Source organism: Spirosoma pollinicola (assembly GCF_002831565.1).
Taxonomy (GTDB): Bacteria; Bacteroidota; Bacteroidia; order Cytophagales; family Spirosomataceae; genus Spirosoma; species Spirosoma pollinicola.
The window spans coordinates 1,491,972-1,513,484 of sequence record NZ_CP025096.1 but is presented as its reverse complement, the minus strand read 5'-3'; the positions used below and the strand labels follow the sequence as shown (position 1 = coordinate 1,513,484).

General features: G+C 47.6%; 15 protein-coding genes. 7 read left to right on the top strand and 8 right to left on the bottom strand.

From position 1 onward, the window contains the following. The first annotated feature begins 194 nt into the window (after positions 1-194). Positions 195-1,292, top strand: coding sequence for a DNA topoisomerase IB (locus CWM47_RS06440; protein WP_100987204.1), 1,098 nt, complete (start codon positions 195-197; stop codon positions 1,290-1,292). Between the two features lie 88 nt (positions 1,293-1,380). Here CWM47_RS06440 and CWM47_RS06435 read toward each other — a convergent pair whose 3' ends face one another. Both CWM47_RS06435 and CWM47_RS06430 read right to left on the bottom strand, forming a co-directional pair. Beyond that, positions 1,381-2,073 carry a DUF421 domain-containing protein gene (locus tag CWM47_RS06435; protein WP_100987203.1) on the bottom strand — a complete coding sequence of 231 codons (693 nt, stop codon included), beginning with the start codon at positions 2,071-2,073 and terminating at the stop codon, positions 1,381-1,383. A gap of 91 nt (positions 2,074-2,164) precedes the next feature. Further along, positions 2,165-3,538 carry a TolC family protein gene (locus CWM47_RS06430; protein WP_100987202.1) on the bottom strand — a complete coding sequence of 458 codons (1,374 nt, stop codon included), beginning with the start codon at positions 3,536-3,538 and terminating at the stop codon, positions 2,165-2,167. 107 nt (positions 3,539-3,645) lie between these two features. Here CWM47_RS06430 and CWM47_RS06425 point away from each other — a divergent pair, with 107 nt between their 5' ends. After that, complete coding sequence (locus CWM47_RS06425; protein ID WP_100987201.1) at positions 3,646-5,277, top strand: amidohydrolase; 1,632 nt, start codon at positions 3,646-3,648, stop codon at positions 5,275-5,277. Between the two features lie 24 nt (positions 5,278-5,301). Here CWM47_RS06425 and CWM47_RS06420 read toward each other — a convergent pair whose 3' ends face one another. Beyond that, complete coding sequence (locus CWM47_RS06420) at positions 5,302-5,766, bottom strand: 3-oxoacyl-ACP synthase (RefSeq protein WP_100987200.1); 465 nt, start codon at positions 5,764-5,766, stop codon at positions 5,302-5,304. A 96-nt stretch (positions 5,767-5,862) separates the two neighbouring features. Continuing rightward, entirely contained in the window at positions 5,863-8,286 is a 2,424-nt protein-coding gene (locus tag CWM47_RS06415) for a TonB-dependent receptor domain-containing protein (RefSeq protein WP_100987199.1), read from the bottom strand. 496 nt (positions 8,287-8,782) lie between these two features. Between CWM47_RS06415 and CWM47_RS06410 the strand changes: the two genes are divergently transcribed. After that, a complete protein-coding gene (locus CWM47_RS06410; RefSeq protein ID WP_100987198.1) occupies positions 8,783-9,880 on the top strand; it encodes a GntR family transcriptional regulator in 1,098 nt (365 codons plus the stop codon). A gap of 214 nt (positions 9,881-10,094) precedes the next feature. On the opposite strand, the gene CWM47_RS06405 is transcribed toward CWM47_RS06410, so the two are convergent. From CWM47_RS06405 to CWM47_RS06395, 3 genes are all read right to left on the bottom strand, one after another. Then, on the bottom strand, positions 10,095-10,550 hold the full coding sequence (locus tag CWM47_RS06405; protein WP_100987197.1) for a RidA family protein: 456 nt from the start codon (positions 10,548-10,550) through the stop codon (positions 10,095-10,097). A 55-nt stretch (positions 10,551-10,605) separates the two neighbouring features. Continuing rightward, positions 10,606-11,517: an alpha/beta fold hydrolase gene (locus CWM47_RS06400; protein WP_100987196.1), complete on the bottom strand. Its 912-nt coding sequence runs from the start codon at positions 11,515-11,517 to the stop codon at positions 10,606-10,608. A gap of 81 nt (positions 11,518-11,598) precedes the next feature. Then, a complete protein-coding gene (locus tag CWM47_RS06395; RefSeq protein WP_100987195.1) occupies positions 11,599-12,870 on the bottom strand; it encodes a M20/M25/M40 family metallo-hydrolase in 1,272 nt (423 codons plus the stop codon). A 268-nt stretch (positions 12,871-13,138) separates the two neighbouring features. Here CWM47_RS06395 and CWM47_RS06390 point away from each other — a divergent pair, with 268 nt between their 5' ends. The 4 genes from CWM47_RS06390 (at position 13,139) to bla (ending at position 19,179) form a co-directional block, all read left to right on the top strand. Next, complete coding sequence (locus CWM47_RS06390) at positions 13,139-14,680, top strand: S10 family peptidase (RefSeq protein ID WP_100987194.1); 1,542 nt, start codon at positions 13,139-13,141, stop codon at positions 14,678-14,680. 138 nt (positions 14,681-14,818) lie between these two features. Beyond that, on the top strand, positions 14,819-15,964 hold the full coding sequence (locus CWM47_RS06385; protein WP_100987193.1) for an amidohydrolase: 1,146 nt from the start codon (positions 14,819-14,821) through the stop codon (positions 15,962-15,964). Between the two features lie 247 nt (positions 15,965-16,211). Continuing rightward, a complete protein-coding gene (locus tag CWM47_RS06380; protein WP_240625731.1) occupies positions 16,212-18,116 on the top strand; it encodes a CocE/NonD family hydrolase in 1,905 nt (634 codons plus the stop codon). A gap of 319 nt (positions 18,117-18,435) precedes the next feature. Then, the gene (gene bla, locus CWM47_RS06375) at positions 18,436-19,179 is read left to right on the top strand and encodes a subclass B1 metallo-beta-lactamase (RefSeq protein WP_100987191.1); all 744 of its coding nucleotides are present in this window, start codon (positions 18,436-18,438) and stop codon (positions 19,177-19,179) included. A gap of 130 nt (positions 19,180-19,309) precedes the next feature. Here bla and CWM47_RS06370 read toward each other — a convergent pair whose 3' ends face one another. Then, complete coding sequence (locus tag CWM47_RS06370) at positions 19,310-21,436, bottom strand: S9 family peptidase (protein WP_100987190.1); 2,127 nt, start codon at positions 21,434-21,436, stop codon at positions 19,310-19,312. Positions 21,437-21,513: the final 77 nt, after the last annotated feature.

Genomic DNA, 21,513 nt, shown 5'->3' with positions numbered 1-21,513 from the left:
CTACAATTTGTTCTTATTACAAGTCAATAACCTGCCTGGTTCTTCTCTGTATTTCGTTTAAAAATCAGCTTAAATCATAGCGATCATTAAAATCGGGGATCTATAGTAATAAAGGTGACAAACTGATTAACCAATGGCTTAAAAAAGCAGTTACTCAATCACTCATTTTGCTTTATTACTTATACTCAACGAACGTGAATTTATTGGAATTAGCACACGACCCAGCCGAAACGGCAAAGGCGGCTCGTCTGGTTTATATGAATGACACCATGCCGGGCATTAAACGTCAGCGGAATCGGGATCAATTCATGTATGTCGACCACACCGGCAACGAGGTAGATGACCCTGACACGCTGACGCGAATTCGCAGCCTTATTTTGCCCCCTGCCTGGGAAAATGTCTGGATCAGCCCCAGGGTGAATGGTCACCTACAGGCAACGGGAATCGACACAAAGAATCGAAAACAGTACCGTTACCATGCGAAGTGGAATGCGATCCGGAGTCAGACAAAGTTCTTTCGGATGGAAGCGTTTGGCGAGGCCCTGCCCCTACTGCGCGAACGCCTGACAAACGACTTAAAAAAGCGTGAGTTAACCCGGGAGAAAGTGATTGCCATTGCCCTGAGCGTTATGGAACAAACGCTGATTCGGGTGGGAAATGCCGCCTATGAAAAAGAATATGGCTCGTATGGCTTGACAACCCTGAAAGACAGGCATGTAAAACTGGAAGGACAGGAAGCCCGGTTTAGCTTTAAAGGTAAAAAAGGGATTTACCACGATATCACGCTGCACGACCGCCGGTTATCCCGTTTGGTGAAAGCCTGCCGCGAAATTCCCGGTAAAGAATTATTCCAGTATTTTGACGAAAACGGCGACCGCCATCCTATAGATTCTGGCATGGTGAATGCTTATCTGCACGAAACGATGGGCGATGATTTCTCGGCAAAGGATTTCCGCACCTGGGCAGGTACCGTTAATGCTCTCCGGCTATTAGCCGAATTGGAACCCTGCGAAACGGAAAAAGAACTTAAAAAAAATGTGAATACTGTTTTAGATCAGGTCTCTCATCAATTGGGGAACACACGAACCGTTTGCCGGAAGCACTATGTTCACCCACAGGTTTTAGAAGCATATGAGTGTCAAGATCTTAACCCCTACATCAAACAGAAAGCCCGTTTCAAACAAACCAGCCCATACGGCTTGGATGGGATCGAGAAGTTGTTGCTCAAATTTCTGAAAGATGAGATCAAAACAGTTGTAAAGAGCAATAAAGCAGCAAAATTGGTAGCCTGACACGTTACCGATTAGTATAAACTTGTAGCCTCATCTCATATAAAAAAGCAGTGTCGCATAATTCGGGCACTGCTTTTTTGTATCAGTCCTATTTAATCGCCTTTACCCAGCCTGTTTTGTTGCATTGCTGGCAATGCACCCGATCAGCGGGTGCGTTGAACATCTGCACATTACCACAGCTACAGCAGGCATAATCGCCAGACTGGTCAATGTGTTCTGAATGCTTTTTAAGTTCATTTGGCAGAATTGGTAACCCCGGCCGAACAGCCTCTGCATTAAATTGAAAAACACTAAGCTGTCCATTTGGCTCCAGAATAGCCGTACGTACCTGCCCCAGGTGTTCGATTCCCTCCACTCGTAAATCGGAGAACAAATCATCCAACCCCAAATCCTCCCGATCGAAATTCCGGGTAAGAATGCAGCCATTTTCAATAACATAAACAGGCTGACCTTCAATTACATGCCGGACCTTTTTATTCTTATCGCTGATATAGGTAGCTAGTTTATAGCAGCTCATCATGACGATAAACACAACTACTGCCGATGCAAGAGGGACATCGTCGTAAAACATGGGATCGCCCGCAGCAGAACCCAACCCAATCAGTAAAACCAGTTCGTAAATAGACAGTTGCCTTACTTCCCGCTTTCCCGATACGGTCAAGGCGGTTAGTAGAATAACGAACATGAAAGCCGTCCGAAAAGCTACCTCGCCGAGGTATGTTAATGGGAAATCATGAATGAACATGCGCCCCCAGTCGAAGGGCTCAATTGGCTCTGGCATAGTGCTATGAATGTGTTATGGACGCTAATAAATTGAGCCCATAAGACATTAAACATGCTTGCCAGGTAACTGTTCACCCAGGCTGGCCTATTTACTGCGCAAGATCACGTGTGATGGTACTACTCAGGCGCAGCAATTCAATTTCAGCAGCTTTGGCGTTGTATTCAGCTTCGATTAGGCGATTTTGTGCGTCGATAGCATTCCTCTGCACATCCCGAAACTCAACGAAGGTAGAATTACCAATACGGTATCGATCATAAGCAATATCGACGTTTTGATTCGCCAATTGATTATTCTGAACTTCCAGATTGAGCAGATTAAGATTGTTCACATACTGCGAGTAGGTCTGCTCCAAAGCCGTTTGCAACACAATTCGCTGATTCGCTTCCTGATACTCGGCAATTACGGAGTTGGCCCGGGCCACTTGATTAAGGCGTCGTTGGTTTAACCCATTAAAAATGGGGACAGAAGCCTGAAGGTTATATAAGAGCGTGGTGTTATTAGCCGATCTAACGCCAAAGCCACCCTGGTTGTTGATGGATGTATAGTTATATCCACTCTGGAACGTCACGGTTGGTAACTGTTGTGCTTTAGCCAGTTTAATGCTCAAATCGGCAATGTGACGATTATACACAGCCGCTATTAACAACGGGTTATTTGTTGATAGCGATTCTCGAAGTGGTTCGATGGCCAGATTGTTCCGGGCAATAATTGAATCCCGCACGGCAAACTCTGTATTAGGATCACGCACCAGTAATTGATTTAACCCGATTTTAGCTGCCTGCAACAGCTGTGTTTGAGTTAGTAGCGCCGAACTGTCTGTATTGTAATCGACCTGGGCGCTGAGAAAATCAACTTTCGAGCGTGTACCCACTTCATATGAATCGCGGGCCAGCTCAAGCCGGTCGCGCGAAATATCCAGTGCCTGCCGTAATGTTAGTAATCGTTGTAATTGCCGAACAACATTATAGTAGGACGTGGCAATGTTAGCGACCGTTTGTTCGACGTTGGCGCGGGTCGTCACTTCGGCTAGCCGAGTTTGCTCAGCGAGTTGATCGTACAAAATAAACATGCCAAGCCCGTTAAATAGCGTCCAGTTCAGGTTAACCCCAACCACCGTATTGGCATTCAATACGCCAGAGACGTTTGTGGGTGCCTGGGCTGAAAAATATTCCTGTTGTAGATTCTGCCGACTGTTATTTCGGCTAAGGTTACCTGTCAGAACGGGCAAAAAACCAGCATTACCATACGTGGCATTGAACTGTGTGATCTGTTCCTGAGTACGGGCAATTCGGATCTGGTAGTTTTTCTCTAACGCCACCGCAATGACTTGCGAAAGGTTTGTTACCTCTCCCTGCTGAATGACATATGCGTTTCGTTGAGCACGTTGTAACGGGTTTTTATAGGCTTGAGCAAAGACCGAAAATGGAAGAAGAGCAAGAAGAATACAACTGCTGAGTTTCATTGAATACAGATTATCAATTACAAGTATGACAAAAGTAAGAGAATCTACGATTGACTCGTCAGCTTATCAACTTTCACTATCTTGCATTTTTTCACCCATATGTCATTATGCACCGTTTACTGGTACTAACCTCACTCCTTGCGGTCCTCCTTCCGGGCTGTACATCGAAGAAAAAAGCTGATTTGCTCGTCAAAAACGCCCATGTTTATACAGCTGACTCAAGTTTCGCCATCGCCGATGCGTTTGTCGTTAAAGACGGAAAATTTATCGCTGTTGGCAAAACCAGCACGCTGGAAAATGACTACACTGCTGATAGTACGGTCGATTTAGACGGTCAGGCCGTGTATCCCGGCTTTTATGACCCTCACTCCCACTTTCTGGGACTGGGCCAGGTACTTACTCAAGCCGACCTTGTTGGCACCGCATCATACGATGAATTGCTCGAACGACTCCAATCATTCCGCAAGCAACACCCCGAAGCCATGTGGCTTACGGGGAGAGGCTGGGATCAAAATGATTGGCCGGAAAAAACTTTTCCGACAAAAGAAAAATTAGACGCGGCTTTCCCCGATGTTCCCGTTGCTCTGATGCGGGTGGATGGTCACGCCCTGTTCGTAAACTCCAAAGCTCTTCGTTTGGCGCAGGTTACGGCTGGCTCTACATTGCCGGGAGGAGAGGTGATCGTTCAACGTGGACAGCCGACCGGGGTTTTGGTCGATAATGCCATGCAGCTCATCAAGCGCGTAATTCCTCAACCCGATTTGACCGATAAAGCTCAAATGTTGCTGGCCGCTCAGAAAGTTTGTGTGTCGCTAGGCCTGACAACGGTATCCGATGCGGGTATCAGCCCTGACGAAATTAACCTGATCGACAGCCTGCAAAAAGCGAAAAAATTGAAAATTCGTGATTATGCTATGATTAGCCTTGGCGAGCCGAATCTAAATTACTTTTTAAAACGGGGCCCTTTCCAAACTGATTGGCTTACCGTCCGTTCGTTTAAACTGTATGCCGATGGGGCCTTGGGCTCACGTGGTGCCTGCCTCCGTCGCCCCTACAGCGACCGCCCCGAAACAGGGGGCTTCCTATTGCTTGGACCATCAGAACTGGAACGCGTAACCAAGCTACTCTACGCATCGAATTTTCAGGCAAATACGCACTGCATTGGCGACTCGGCCAACCACCTCATGCTCGACCTTTATGGAAAATTATTGAAGGGCCACAACGGCCGGCGCTGGCGCATTGAGCACGCCCAGGTTATATCTGCCGATGATTTTTATAAGTTTGGTAAGTATTCAATCATCCCGTCGGTTCAGCCTACACATGCCACCTCGGATATGTACTGGGCCACCGAGCGATTGGGGCCTATTCGGGTGAAAGGGGCGTATGCGTTCAAGGATTTGATGAAGCAAAACAACATGATTGCCTTTGGTAGTGATTTTCCGGTCGAAGCGGTTAACCCTCTCTTTGGCTTTCACTCAGTTGTGGCGCGGCAGGATGCTAAAAATTTCCCGGCAGGCGGCTATCAGATGGAGAATGCCGTTGATCGTAAATCGGCATTGCTGGCCATGACACGCTGGGCCGCTTATGCCTGCTTCGAAGATCATCTGCGGGGTAGCATTGCCCCTGGTAAACAAGCCGATTTTGTTATTCTCGACCGCGATATCATGACTGCCCCGAATCCGCAGTTACGCCAGACAAAGGTGAAACAGACCTGGATTGGTGGCGAACGGGTATTTTAAGGTTTTTGACAGGCTTTGATCCTGTCAATAAACGTCCAGCACAGTATAGTCCAGCTTATTAAACGTAACGGTGTCATTTGCCTTTCGGCCAGTCAGGGCTGTTCCGATTGGCGATGCCGCCGATACGGCGAAGTAATCCACGCCATCGAGCGTTAGCCTTCCGGCGCCGATACTAATAAAAAATAACCCCTGATTCGTAACTGCCAGACTTCCCGGCAGAACGGTTTCATATGTTTTTTCGATAGCAAGTTGCTTCAGTTCTCCGTCAACTTTTTTGGCCTCGGCCAGTAACTGAGCATTGCGATCACGTTCGTTTTGGGCCATTGCCCTGCCGGTTTCGTACTTGTCACCCGCGCTGCTTTTCGACTCGGAATTAGCCGCTTCCTGAGCGCTTTCCATAGCTTGTCGGGCGGTATCAATTCGCTTTTGGATGTATGTTTGGCATAAGGCCAAAAGCCCCGCTTTCGTTTGTTGATGTGCGTTTGTCAAGTTGATTTCGATTACTGATCTATTACTCACAGATGCCTGCGAGAAAAGACAACTTTATCGCCAAACAGGTTCATAACCAATCCGGCACTTACAGGCCTAAAACTCCCCTTCGCCCGGCTCTTTCGTTTTCTTTTTAGCCTGATGCAGTCGATAATTGAACGTCACGTTTATCTGGCGCAGGCGTCCCTGCGAATTGCTTTCGGTGTAAAAGTTTTCGCCCTCTGTAATGGATCGGTAACGGCGGGAGTTAAAAACGTCGATGACATTGAGAACCAATGTGCCATTATTTTTGAGCACATCTTTACTTAAAGATAGATCTAACGTAGTAATGGCTTTTCGGCTTCCCTGTGGTGTTTTTTGAGGAGCTTCGTAATTTCCCCGCCACTGAAAGTCCGTGTTTTTGAGTATAGTAAAGCGGGAAGTCAGGCGGGTAAACCAACTGTAGGTATCGCTTTGGTAACTCGCGTCGAGGTTGCCGCCATTGGTTATAGCCCGAAAAAAGTTAACGCTGCCGTCGAGTTTCCACCATTTATAAAGTGCGTACGAGCCAGCAAATTCGGCGCCATAGGAATCTTCCGTGGCCAGGTTTTCAGGGCGTGTGTTGGAATTTCCCTGCTCATCGACCCGGCGAATCCTGATAATCTTTCCCGTTGTGTGCCGGTAATAGATCGACGAGCTCATCGACCCTTTTTCAACGTATTTGACATGACCAATTTCGAACGCATTCGTAAACTCGGGATTCAGATCCGGGTTTCCACTGAAGAAGTTACGATTATCGCTAAACGTCATAAACGGGCTTAAATCATTGTATTGTGGCCTACGTACCCGGCGGCTATAGCTGATTTGTAAGGCATGTTGATGGGGTAAATCATAGGTGGCATGCACACTCGGGAACAGATTGGCGTAGCTGCGGGGGTTAACATTATTCGTTTGTTTAAGCGTCGTTGTCACATCAGTCCACTCAGCCCGTAAGCCCAGTTGATAGGAGAATTTGCGAACCTTATTCCCCACGATACCATAGAGTGCATTGATCTTTTCAACATATAAAAAATCATTGGTCAGGCCCGGTAGTTGTGTCCAGCTATAATCTGAATTTTGTTGAGTAACGGTGTAGTTATTGGTCATATCCCGTGAACTCAGGCGTACCCCCCCTTCCAGCTTACCATCTTTGGCAAATGGGCGCACATAGTCGACCTGAACCAGCAACTGCTTTTCGGTTTCGTCATTAATGGCCCGTTGCAGAAGGTTAGGTATTCCGGAAGGGCTGCCATCCGGCAGAAACGTTTGCTGGGCAAAATACTGGTCCGACTTTTCCCAGTTATCCAGATAGCGTACATCGGCGGTCAGTTCGTGTCCCTCACGGGCAAAGGTTTTTTTATAACTTACCACATACTCGGAATTCGGCTCAGTTTCGGTTTCGTCCTGCGTTCGGTTTGTGCGGCTTTGCAGAATAGTATTGGTGTTGGCTTTATAATCCAAATACTGAATATCAGAAAAGCGCTTGCCTTTACTAAGCCGCCAGGTGTAGGAAGCCGTTAGAATACTTTTAGGACTGAAAAAATAGTCAATACCAGCACGTGCATTATTATTCTGACCCTTCAGGCTACTTGTTGAGTTTTGCCGATAAACAAATGTTGTGTCGTTGCTGTACACCTCCTGATACAGGGAACTACGGCCCGGCGTATTTCGGAAGGAAGCGGTATAGTTGACGAAGAAGTTCAGATTTTTACGCCTATAATTGATATTTGCCGCGGCTCCAAAATTGCTTGGATAGCCAGTAATAACATCAAAGGAGCCATTGATTCCTTCTTTCCGCTCTTTCTTTAAAACGATGTTTATAATACCCCCCATTCCTTCTGCCTCATACCGAGCCGATGGATTCGTGATCACCTCAACCCGCTCAATCATGCTGCCTTGCAGTTGCTGCAAACCGCTCCCGCCTTTGAAACTTACCAGCCCCGATGGCTTTCCGTCAATCAGGATACGAACACTATTGCTTCCGCGCAGGCTAACGTTGCCATCGCCATCTACGGCTACCGAAGGAATGTTCTTTAAGATATCAGATGCCGTTCCTCCGGCATTGGCGAGATCTTTACCAACATTGAAAATGCGTTTATCCAAGGCCAGTTCCATCTGGCTTTTCTCTCCTACCACAACGACTTCGTCCAGCCGTTTGGCGCTGGCAATGAGCACCAGCGTTCCCAATTGTTTATCCTCTTCAGCCAGCGAAATAGCTGAAACAATTTTTTCCCGAAAAGCCACTGCGCTGATTTTCAGAAAGTATTGCCCGGCTTTGGCTTGTATTCCAAAGACGCCAGCCTCATCGGCCACCACACCAGTCACCAATGACGAATCGGTGGTTCGATGCAAAGCAACCGTTGTAAAGGGAAGAGGTGCTTTTTTCTCGTCTACCAGCGTACCCCGAATCCAGGCTTGGCGTGGTACCAGTGTTTGAGAAAAAGTAAATACAGGGAATAAGATGAAATAAAAAAATGTAAGATTTATAAAGGTTCGATGCATCGTTCTGAAACCGAAATTAGCTGGTAAATTAAGGCAGCTGGCGGGTAGAAAGTGAAACTGTATATACTATACAAAGTCGCTGGGAGAGCCCATCTACCAACCCGAGCCTGTCTTTTATTAAAGAACTGTTATCTCGCTGATCGCGAAATTGTTATCATCATGGTCAATAGTTTCATCAGCCATTCTTCAGGAAAAGGCACAATTAAAAGCTTAACCTCCTAATAATATGTCTTAAAAAAGTACAATAACCTTCAAATACAACCCCTTGTTTATAGCTGATATCAGAGCTATTTACAATAAATTCACACTTCCTTTTTTACAACAAAATCTGGCATTTATACTCTTTGCAAACGCTCCTGATAACGTTTGCATAAAAAAAAAGCGCTGATTCTTTCTTTATGTGCATTATTATGTAGAAGCTTGTATAGATGTCAGTTAACAATATAGTAGACAGAAAATTTGCCCTCTCAGAATAATACATAAACTATCCGCAAGTATGATTGCTAAAATCACGTCTCCAGGTCATAGTCGTCGTCAAACATACGGGGATCTTGTTGATGTTTATTGCAACTCTTTTTCTCCGCTTTACAAGCTACAGTTTAATCCAAAAGACAAAACGCCTAAGTATAAGCAGATTGTGCAGTCGGTCATTACCGATATTGAACGGGGCGTTTTAAAAAACAATGAGCAATTACCCTCCATTAGTGAGTTAAGTGTCGAGTATTATTTAGCCCGTGATACGGTCGAAAAAGCATACCGCGAACTTCGTGAACGCGGCTACATTACGTCGGTGCAAGGCAAAGGGTATTATGTGCAGACAAACACGACGACCAAGCTGAAAATCCTGCTCGTTTTCAACAAGCTAAGTTCTTACAAGAAAATAATTTATTATGCTTTCCTGAAAGCTCTTGGCGACAAGGCAACGGTCGATCTTCAGATTCACCATTACAATGCCCGCCACTTTCAGGAAATCATCGAGAAGAATATGGGCAAATACAACTATTACGTTGTGATGCCCCATTTCACCCAGGATTTGGATAAGGCCGATTATATAAAAGTGCTCGAGTCTATTCCCACCAACGAATTGGTGTTGCTTGATAAAGATGTGTCGGAGCTGGCAGGCTCGCCCCTGAGCGTTTATCAGAATTTTGACAAAGACATTTGTGAGGCCCTTGAAAATGCGCAGGATTTATTGAACAAGTACAGCCGAATGGTGCTCATCTTGCCCAGCGACGGCAACTACCCATCCGAAATTGCGCATGGTTTTCGGTCATTTTGCGTCAACTATCGTAAAGAGTTCTGTATTAAAGAGAACGCTATCCACGAAAACCTCCAGGCTGGTACGGGGTATGTTGTTGTCGAGGAAACAGATTTATCGGAGTTGGTCAAGAAGGTGCGCCAGTCGAGCTATGAGTTAGGTCAGGAAATTGGCATTATCTCATTCAATGAAACGACACTTAAAGAACTGTTGAATATAACGGTTATCACCACCGACTTTGAAGCAATGGGCTACACGGCAGCTTCATTATTACTTGATAACAAGCGCATTAAGGTCAAAAATCCATTTTACATGATCCGGCGCGGGTCGCTATAAAGGTCTGTTCAGGCGTTGTGAGTCCTCGGCGGAGAATGAATAATATTGAGTTAAGTTGAATTGTATGCTTGACTATTATTCCAGTAACTAAAAGGTTTTCAACCACAGAGGCACAAAGAACACAGAGGTTCAATGGGTTATTCTCTACCCTTGTGAACCTCTGTGTTCTTTGTGCCTCTGTGGTTGAAAAACTTATTAATCAATTATTCCCGTCTTATTTAGTAGGCATGGCGGCTGTCATGGTCATTTCAACACTGGAACCGAAGACTAATTTCGCTACACCAACAGTTGTCCGGGCAGGGTATGTGCCTTCTTTGAAAAATTTCCGGTAAACCGCGTTCATCTTTGCAAACTCATCCATATTGCTGAGGTACACCGTTACACTCACAACATCATCGAGCGAAGCGCCCGCATCTTCCAGAATAGTTTTGATATTCTGAATGGTTTGCTCCGTTTCGGCCTCAATTCCCCCCGCCACCAGTTTGCTGGTTTGCGGGTCTGTTCCAACCTGCCCCGATACGAACAAAAGTCCGTTGCTAATAACCCCCTGACTGAATGGGTAAGGCGATGGCGTTGCGGGTGCTTTACGCAGCTGAACGATTTTTTTGTGCTGCCCGGATACGGAGAGAGTCACACTGAGAACAAGCAGGAAAATGCAGAGATATTTCATAAATTAGACAGAGTTAGATTACTGATAATGTGATTAAAAGATCATATTCTTCTCCTTATTTTGACAAAAACGCTGTCAATACTGCATTGTATTCTGCCGGGCCGTTCAGGTAAGGGAAATGGCCTTTCTGATGGAACGTATGGACTTGCGCAGTTGTGTAATACTGTTTCAGTTTCATCCGTAAATCTGCCGGGACGAGCGGGTCATTATCTGACTCCAGAATCAATAGGGGGATAGCTGTCTGCTTACTGTCAATAGGATGAAATTTATCGACTACACAGTAATAACGGGCCAGAAATTGCGCTTTTGACATGCGTCCGTACGTATTTTCGAGCAATTGAGCACCGGCCAGAGGGTTATTTTCTGAGGCAGGAATGACAACGTCGAGTAAATTCTGACGTAACCCACCCATTACTAACCACTCCGGCAACCAGGTTGCAACAGCAACCTTTGTCCCATTTTTTTCCTTAAGGCTATCATTATTCGGGAAAGTATTCCCAAAGACCGCCTTCGTAACCCGATTAGGATAGGTTGCCGCCAGATATTGAGTCAGATAGCCCCCCAGCGAACTACCCACAATGGCTGTCGTGTCAACTTTTTCTTTATCAAGAATTGCCACAATGCCATTCCCCAGGCTCGGCAAATTATCAACAGGCGGGTAAGTAACACTAATAACCCGATAATCTCGACTCAATGCGTTCATCTGCTGCCACCAGAAATCATAGCCGCCCGTCATGCCATGCAGAAACAGAATGGTTTTTGGCCCCTTACCCAGTACCAGATACGTCCAGTCGTACCCTTGCGTATTAATTGTTGATGTTGGCTGTTTCCGGAAGGCCGCCAGACCATTTATTAGAGTCTTGTCAGTTCCGGTGTACAAGTCAAGTGCGTCTTTTTTTGGTACAGGATATAGGTATACAGCAACTATAAGCACAATGAGAATCAGCCAAAGTAAACGTTTTTTCATATGTAGGTAAGGGAGAGATACAAGGTACGTTCGTAAAAATAGGCACTTTGCCTGAATTCAGATGGGAAGCTTCCATCCTGCTTACCTTGTTAGTCGGTAAATGAACAGGGCTGTACGCTGAATCAATAATGGATACTCTTTTATATTCATGGTTTCTTCGATGCTATGTGCGCCTTTACCCGATGCCCCCAGACCATCCAGACACGGCATATACTGAGCAACAAACGACACATCGCCCGCCCCGCGCGAACCGGGATCCCCCGCCTGCACACTGCCTAACCCCATATCCTGACTGAGTTTATCCAGTTGCTTGCGTAGTTCATCGTTGGCAGCAGACGGCTCCATCCCGGGAATACCATCGGCAAAAGAAATAGTCGCTTTGGTGAGCGGCAAACTTTTATCAACGATTTCGCGCATCCGGGTGCGGGCAGTTTCTTTTTGCGCTTCGGTCAGAAAACGCAGGTCGCCTTTTACCAAAGCCGTACCGGCTACGATATTCGTTTTTCCAATGGTTTCGGCTTTGGCAGTTTTGTCATCGTAATGCACCTCAGAGCCGCCCACAATCAGACCGGGATTAAATGTGAGATACTGCTCCTGCCCCAGCGTGCGCCGAAACTCATTCAAAATCCGAACCGCTTCGTAAATAGCGCCGTACCCCAAATCGCTGAATATTCGGGACGAATGGCCAGTACGGGCTTTCACATTGAGTGTCCAGCTACTTGAACCCCGCCGTCCGGTTGTAACGCTGTGTAATCCCTGCGCTGTTTCAAACGCCAAGGCTATGTCGCATTTTTTAGCCCGCTCTATGAAATCAATGCGACTGGCTGCCCCGCCCCCACTTTCTTCATCGCCCGTAAAATAAACCGTGATCGACGCATCATCGAGCAACTTTTGAGCATTCAGGGCCTTAAGCGCGGCAATTACCAGCACATCGCCCCCTTTGATGTCGTTGACACCCTGTCCCGATGCGGTCGAGTCATTAACGCGAGTGAACGGCTCCATAGGCAGACTCTTTTCAAAAACAGTATCCAGATGACCAATAAGAAACAGCTTTTTGCCTTTTTTACCCTGATGCGTCGCTACTAGATGCCCGGCCCGGTTGAGCGAATCGGGCAACGTGATCCACTCCGTTTTGAAGCCCAGTTTATCGAGTTCGTCCGACATCAGTTTCCCGACTGTCCGAACGCCCTCTTTATTGAGGGAGCCACTATTGATGTTAACGACTTTTTCCAGAAAGGCTTCGGTTTCCGGCAGTTGCTTTTGTACGGTGGCAATGACACTCTTTTCGGGCTTCGACAGCGATTGGGCCGAAACACCCGAACTAACAAATAAAAACAGAAAGATGTACCTCATGACAATAGTTAATTGGGCGAATAGGCTAAAATACGGAAAGTTATAAGCCTACGCCCCCCAAATTCAATTAAGTCCAACTTTTACTTCGTTCCAGCCAACTACTCATCAAAATCAGGCTGAAATCAGCCAAAGCACGTATTCTTCATACCATTTCGTCTACAGAATATTGGTAGTTACATCACTCGATATTCTCCCTATCTTCGACAAAAAAACCCGTGTCCCATCAACCTATTCGTTACCATTACATCTATCAACCCTGTTAATGTCCATGAAACAATCATCTATACTTTTGCTTATTTGCTACCTGACAATAATCAGCACATTTGCGCAAAAGCCAACCCCCGCCGACAAACCAAAAGAGGACAAACCCGTTTCGCTCTCCCGCACCCTCAACATTGATTCGCAGGTAGTGACCAACGGACAGGTGACCATTAAAGGCCAACGTGTGCCTTATAAAGCAACCGTCGGCACTATTCCGGTTTGGGATGAAGAGGGGAAACCCGTTGCCGGTGTGTTTTTCACTTATTTTGAACGGTCTGATGTAGCCGACCGGGCCACCCGTCCTTTAGTCATTTCGTTCAATGGTGGCCCCGGAACGGCATCTGTCTGGATGATGATAGGCTATACCGGACCGCGCATTCTGAAAGTCGATGATGAGGGCTATCCTATTCAGCCCTATGGCATCAAAGACAACCCCAATTCCATTCTGGACGTGGCCGATATTGTGTATGTCGATCCCGTGAATACAGGGTTTTCGCGGCCAGTCAACAAAGACGTTCCGGCGGCAAAATTATTCTTTGGCGTTAATGCCGACATTAAATACCTGGCCGACTGGATCAATACGTTTGTAAGCCGCTACAATCGCTGGTCGTCGCCTAAATACCTGATTGGCGAAAGTTATGGCACAGCGCGTGTATCCGGGCTGGCTTTGGAGTTACAAAACGCCCACTGGATGTACCTGAACGGCGTGATTTTAGTGTCGCCTACCGACCTGGGTATTGAGCGTGATGGCCCGGCTAAAGGTGTCCTGAAACTTCCCTACTTTGCCGCTACAGCCTGGTATCATAAAGCCTTACCCGCCGATCTACAAAAGAAAGACCTGACCGATGTTCTGCCGGAAGTAGAAGCGTTTACTATTCAGGAATACCTGCCTGCGCTGGCGTTGGGTGGTTCGCTGAGTGACCAGAAACGGAAAGACATTGCGGCTAAAGTGGCCCGCTATTCCGGCTTATCGGAAACGGCTGTACTGCAACAGAATCTGGATGTGCCAACCAATTTTTTCTGGAAAGAACTCCTTCGCAGCAAAAGTCAGACAGTTGGACGGCTTGACTCCCGCTATCTTGGTGTAGACAGTAAAGATGCCGGTATCGGTCCCGATTACAATGCCGAACTGACCTCGTGGCTTCACTCGTTCACGCCCGCCATAAACCTGTACATGCGTGAAGAACTCAACTATAAAACCGACCTGAAATACTTCATGTTCGGCCCTACTTTCCCTTGGGACAACACAAATAACCACACCGGCGAAAACTTGCGACAGGCGATGGCCCAAAACCCGTATCTGCACTTGCTGGTCCAGTCGGGCTATTATGATGGCGCCTGCGATTACTTCAATGCCAAATACAACATGTGGCAAATGGACGCCAGCGGTAAACTGAAAGATAGGATGCAGTGGGAAGGGTATCGGAGCGGCCACATGATGTACCTGCGTAAAGAAGACCTCGCCACCAGTAACGAGCACCTTCGAAAGTTTATCCAGAAAAGCACGCCCAAAAACAGCGAACCGGCCAAGTATTCGGGAAGCCGGTAGCTTCTGGCGCGGGTTTTTACCCGTACCTGTTAATGAAGTCAGTATTCACTGACGCAAGCGAACCGGGACGCCGGACCGGCTTGCTATATAGACAGGCACGGGTTCAAACCCGCGCCAGAGTCCTCCCCCCCTAAGAACATGGAGAATCCAGACATCTTTGCTCAATTCAGACATGAGCTACACCAATTCCCGGAAGTTTCGGGTCAGGAACTGGAGACGCAGAAACGGATAAAGGCCTTCGTCAGCCAGTTCAACCCAACCTCGATTAAAGAGGTTGCCGCAACAGGGTTGCTACTAAAATATGGCCAAGATACCGAAGGCACGGTCACGTTGATTCGGGCAGATATTGACGCGTTGCCTATTCAGGAGATCAACACGTTTGCGCACCGCTCCCGTAATGAAGGGGTTTCACACAAATGTGGTCACGATGGACACGCGGCTATTTTAGCTAGAGTAGCTTCGTTACTGGCCGAAAAGCCTGTGTCTACCGGTCGAGTTTATCTATTGTTTCAACCCGCCGAAGAAAACGGCAAAGGGGCCGAGGCTGTTCTGAACGACCCTGCTCTGGCAAACATCCACCCAGACCGGGTGTTTGCCTTGCACAATTTGCCGGGCTATAAGGAGGGTGTCATTGTATGCAAACCGGGCTCCTTTACGTCATCTGTTTTAAGCATGATCGTTTCGTTCACGGGGAAAGTCTCCCACTCGGCCGAACCCGAAAAGGGACTTAATCCAGCCTATTTAATGGCTGATTTCACCCTACAAACGAAACAGATACAACACCCTGATCCTCAATCTGATGAATTCGCCCTCGTAACGCCTATCTATACGACTATGGGCGAGAAATCATACGGTATATCGGCAGGCTACGGCGAAGTTCACCTGACACTCAGAACCCGTAATGCCAGGCGAATGGAAGCGCTGACAAAGCAACTACAGGCGTTGCTGGCGGAACTGTCTACCGGGAGTGGTATTGATCTGAAAACCACATATACAGAAGCATTCGTTGCCAACGAAAACGATAAAGAAGTATTCGATCAAATCAGGCAACAGGCACAGCAATTAGGGTATTCATTCGTTGAGAAACAGGAGCCTTTCAAATGGGGTGAAGATTTTGGTCTGTTCACGCAAAAATACAAAGGAGCTATGTTTGGCATTGGCAACGGAGAGAACTCACCGGCCTTACACAATAACGACTATGACTTCAACGACAACTTGATTGAGCCAGCCGCCCAGCTGTTTCTCGAATTAACTCAGTTGAATCACTCCGCCAGGGAGGTATAAAAATTGGAACGCGGATTGAACGGATTCTGCGGATTTAAAAGATCTTATCAGAGTGAATCCGCAAAATCCGTTCAATCCGCGTTCCATTCATTTTGACCTTCCAATAAGTCAATGCCCTGCTTGTTGGCATAAGAGCAGATCTTCATGAACATTCGATCAGTTATTCAGGAAATTAGTAGCCAACACCGTTGACCAGTGCAATTAGAGACTATTTTGCACCGAAAAACAACTTCATTCCAGCATACTATTGAAAACACTCCTCACAATCCTGCTGCTAGCACCTGCTTGTGCTGTAGCCCAGTCAACGTCATCAACTAGTCCGTATCCATTCACTACCGCACAGGATTCGACCTATGTCCGTGAGATGTACCAGAAATTCGAATTTATGGTACCTATGCGCGACGGCACGAAACTGTTCACACAGGTGTACGCTCCCAAAGACCAGGCCGTCACCCATCCGATCCTTATGCAACGCACGCCCTATAGTTGTCAGCCCTATGGAACAGACCGTTTCCGTCGGCGCGTTGGCCCGAATGCATTCATGCTGCGTGATAACTACATCGTTGTTTATCAGGATGTTCGCGGGCGCTGGGCATCAGAAGGGACGTTTGTGGAAATGACCCCGCACGTGGATATTAAAAAAGGAACAGCTGACCATGATGAAGCATCAGATACTTATGATACCATCGACTGGCTATTAAAAAACATACCCGCCAACAATGGCAATGTAGGTCAATGGGGCATTAGTTATCCCGGTTTTTTCACGTCGGCGGGATCAGTATCCGGTCATCCGGCACTAAAGGCTTCATCGCCACAAGCTCCTATGGCAGATCTATGGCGCGATGATGCGTTTCATAATGGTGCGTTCATGATTTCTGCCAATTTTGGTTTCTACACGTTTTTTCAGGAGCACAAACAACCAACGAAGCAAAATCCACCAGCCCTGTTCAATATTAATGATCCCGACGGGTATCATTATTACCTGAATATGGGGCCGACGGCAAACTCGGAGAGCCAGTTTTATAAGGGCCGGAATAAATATTATCATGAAAATTTCGAGCATCCCGACTACGACGACCATTGGAAGAAGCGGAATATTCTGCCCCATTTGAAAGGCATCAAACATGCCGTTATGGTTGTTGGCGGCTGGTATGATGAGCAGGATTTATATGGCACTTTCAACACCTACAAGGCCATCGAAAAGCAGAACCCCGGCATCCAGAACATTTTTGTGGTAGGTCCCTGGGTGCACGGCGGCTGGGCTGGGCCTTCGGGGCAGACACTTGCCGATCAGGATTTCGGGTCAAACGTGTCGCCGTATTATCAGGAAAATATCGAAGCCAAATTTTTCAAACACTACCTCTTCACAGAACCGAACAGTCGGAACGCGACCCCGCTGGGCCTGCCCGAAGCAACACTGTTTGAGACCGGCACCAATCGCTGGCGTTCCTTCGACACCTATCCACCCGCCGGAATGGTGCAAAAACAAGTGTATCTGGCTGGTAATGGAAAACTTAGCTTTACACCCGCAACAACGGGTACCGCCTTTTCCGAATTCCCCTCCGACCCGGCTCATCCCGTACCGTTTTCCAGCAACATCAACGATGGTTTCTCCGCTGATTACATGGTGGAAGATCAGCGATTTGCCTCGGCTCGGCCCGATGTGCTAACGTTCCAGACTGACGCCCTGACCGAAGACTTGACCCTAGCCGGGCCAATTATGGCTCAACTTACCGTCTCAACTACCGGAACTGACGCCGATTGGGTAGTGAAAGTTATTGACGTGTATCCACCCGATGCCCCTCAGAATCCAAAGAAACCAGATGTGGTTTATGGCGACTACCAGCAGTTGATTCGCAGTGAGATCATCCGGGGACGGTATCGTAACAACATAAGCAAGCCCGTTCCGTTTACACCCAATCAGCCAACACAGGTCGCCGTTGAGTTGCAGGATGTTCTGCACACGTTCAAAAAAGGCCATCGGCTTATGGTTCAGGTGCAAAGTTCATGCTTTCCCTGGAGTGACCGAAACCCACAGACGTTTGTACCCGTTTTCAGTGCGAAAGAGTCCGATTACAAGAAAGCCACTCACCGGGTTTATCATGGCAAATCGGGTGCGAGTTTTTTAAAAGTTGGCGTGTTAGCTCAGTAAGAAAGCAGATAAATTACAAACTGACCTGTTTATAAAGACAAATTGCCGGAGCAGAATGGTTTATCAGTTTTGCCCCCCAACCGGCTCGACCACCCCCAACCCCCTCCTAAAACAGGAGGGGGCTATGCAGAGGTGTATTATTTTTGCTTTCCTTTTTATTGATAAAACCAAACGCGGCTTGTGGGTGCTAATACGAAAAGTTATTCACCCATTCTAACTATTTGAAAATCAGCAAGAAAAGCCTCCTTCTGCATAGCCCTCTCCTGTTTTAGGAGGGGGTTGGGGGTGGTAAATATCCCTACCAGAACTCCCCTAATCCATGCGCGTCTTACCTTTTCTTTTCCTATTCGTAATCTTTTCGGCTCAGGCTCAACCTGTGCAAAGACCACAGCTTTCGGTCACAAAACTCAACGAGCAAGTATATATCCATACAACGTACGGCATCTACGGCAAAACACCTTTCCCGGCCAATGGCCTGATCATCAAGACAAAGGACGGAGTCGTACTGATCGATACAGGCTGGGATACGGATACCAATACCGACAATACCCGGCAGTTACTTCAATGGGTTAGCAAGAACCTGCATCAGCCCGTTCGGCTTTGTATCATTACACACGCTCATGAAGACAAAGTAGGGGGTATAAACGAACTTCACAAAGCTGGAATTCGGGTTATTAGTACGCCCTTGACAGCCCAAAAGTCGATTAAACTGGGGTTTGAATCGCCAGAAGGCATTTTGCCCAATGATACCACATTTACTGTTGGTCAGGAACCAATACAGTGCTATTTTCCAGGGGAAGGCCATACCAGCGACAATATCGTGGTGTGGTTACCAAACCAGAAAATTTTATACGGGGGCTGTCTGATAAAAAGTGTGGCCGCATTTGGTATGGGCAATCTCGCCGATGCCAATCTGAATACCTGGGCGGGTTCCATCCGGAATGTTATGAAGAACTTTGGTAACGCCCGAATTGTCGTGCCCGGCCATCAGGATTGGAGTGATACAAAATCACTTGATCACACACTAAAGCTGCTGGAGAAACATACAGCAGGACAAAAGTGAGTTGTTGTCAAGTACCCTCGGTCTGTGAGGACACAGACCGAGGGTACTTGACAACGGAACCAAAAAATCATATCTGTCCATAAGAATCATAAGAATCTGCGCTCCATATATCAAAATTCGCTCAGTAGGATTATTGCTTCGGCTTCATCAGTTTCCGCTTGAAATAATCAGCGGTAGCGCCACTCATTTTCAGGGCATTCGTGTGCTTCATCCAATGGTGCGTATCGTCGACAATAACGAGAGTTTCCATCGAAACGCCCTGCTTGTCGAGCCGCCGGACAAGGTCAGTGCTTTGATTGAAGCGAACGTTGCGGTCATCATCGCCGTGAATAATCAGCACGGGTGATGTCCAGCTACTTACAGACGATACCGGCGATGATTCCCACACCACTTTTGCGGCCTTTTCGGCATCGGGAATTTTCTCATATCGGTCGCTTTGGCTAATGCCATTCCGTTGCTGACTCCAGTCGTGGACGCCGTGGATATCAACGCCAGCGGCAAACAATTTAGAGTCGCGGGCGAGGGCAAGAGCCGTCAGGTATCCCCCGTATGAACCTCCGTAAATGCCAATTTTAGTGGCATCGACCTGGGGTTGCTCGGTGAGCCAGACAGCCGCAGCCCGAACGTCCTGATATTCAGAGGCCCCAGCTGCACCACCATTCGCCGGTTGATGAAAGTCAAAACCGTAGCCTATACCCAGTCGGTAATTCACCGACAATACAACAAACCCCTGACTGGCCAGATATTGATTTAGGGCATAGGAGTTGGCATAATAATCCGAATAATTCCATCCTAGCAGCATTTGCCGTGGCGGGCCGCCGTGGACATAGATCAGGGCCGGGCTGCGTTCAGTAGGCTTTTTACCCGATCCGCCCACTGGCTCAAACAGTTGACCATGTACGATCATCCCATCCGGCGACTTAAACGTGACTTGCCTGGGTGTCACTAATTGGTTTGTAGGGAAATTGGCGGGGACCAGATTCTGAGCAAGAACCTTAGGCGTCCCTTTCGTAAACGCCATGACGGTTGGTAACGGAGGTCGTTGTGCCGTGGCGCTGATCATGGCAACCGTCGCGCCATCGCCCGTTACAACAGGCGTCCATTCGAGGCCACTGCCGGGTGTGAGTACTTCCATAGTGGCTTTATCCACTGGCACACGCACTACGTGCCGCCGGTCGATATCCAGCTTGTCGGGGCCAGTATTTCCGCTGAATAACAACCATTTTTTGTCGTGACTTAAGGTGATGTGCTCGGCCATAAACGGAGCGGGTGTCAGCAACAATGGTACGCCACCCGAGGAGGCAACGGAATATAAATGCGGCCAGCCATCCTGATAAGACAGAAAGACGATACGATCGCTGGCAGCCCAGTGCAAATTAAAACCGCCATGCGTAGTTGGTTGTGAACCGGCCAGCGTTTTAGGGGCTTGCCATAGTTGGGACGCAGTACCCGATGTGGCATCGGCAGTCCAGATAGCCCAGGGGCGATATTTACGGGTCAGAATGGAATCAGGTGCACCACCGGATCCGGGCGTCCGCACAAATACCAATCGTTTGCCATCCGGCGACCAGCGTGGCGAATCGTCCTGTGAGAACGATGGCGAAATCCAGGTGATAGGCGTTGTTTCGTTGATAAAAACCCCCACAAAGGCATGATCTTTCCGATCACACACAAAGGCCAGTTTCGACCCATCCGGCGACCATTGAATTGAGCTATTCGTGCCGCGTGCGTTAAATAAGGCTTTAGCTGCCGATGACCCATCTGTTGGCGAAATCCACACCTGACCGCCTTTTATAAAGGCAATGCGTTCACTTTTTGGCGAAATGACGGGAGCATCCCCTTCGGCAATGGCTTTCGGTTCGCCACCCGCAAACGGCACACTCCAGATCTGTACTTTGGGAGCCACCGGCGAAGAGGTCGTATTGACCGGCACTTCATCATCCCAATTGGAGCCATGATCGCCACCCCGCACATAAACGACCCATTTTCCATCGTCGGAAATAGACAGGCTGGTTAACTCCTGCCCATCGTCGTCGGTGTAATTAGTCAGCTTTCGAGGAGTAAAATCTGGCCCTTCGGCCACATACACATTGCGTTTTCCCTGTTCGCTAAAGGCCCACGCAATCCGCGACCCTTGTGCCGAACTGGTTAACTCCGTTGGGAATGGGTAGCTTTTAACAGATTCCAGTGTAAACGTTTGTGCCTGAGCAAATTGGTAAAGAGCCAACAACAGGTAAAGCAACGACAACTTTTTCATGGGCTATTAGCGTATAAATAAAAGGCTTAGTTAAGGAGTTTGCGAAACAACCTCAAATAAGCCTTTTATTTCCTATT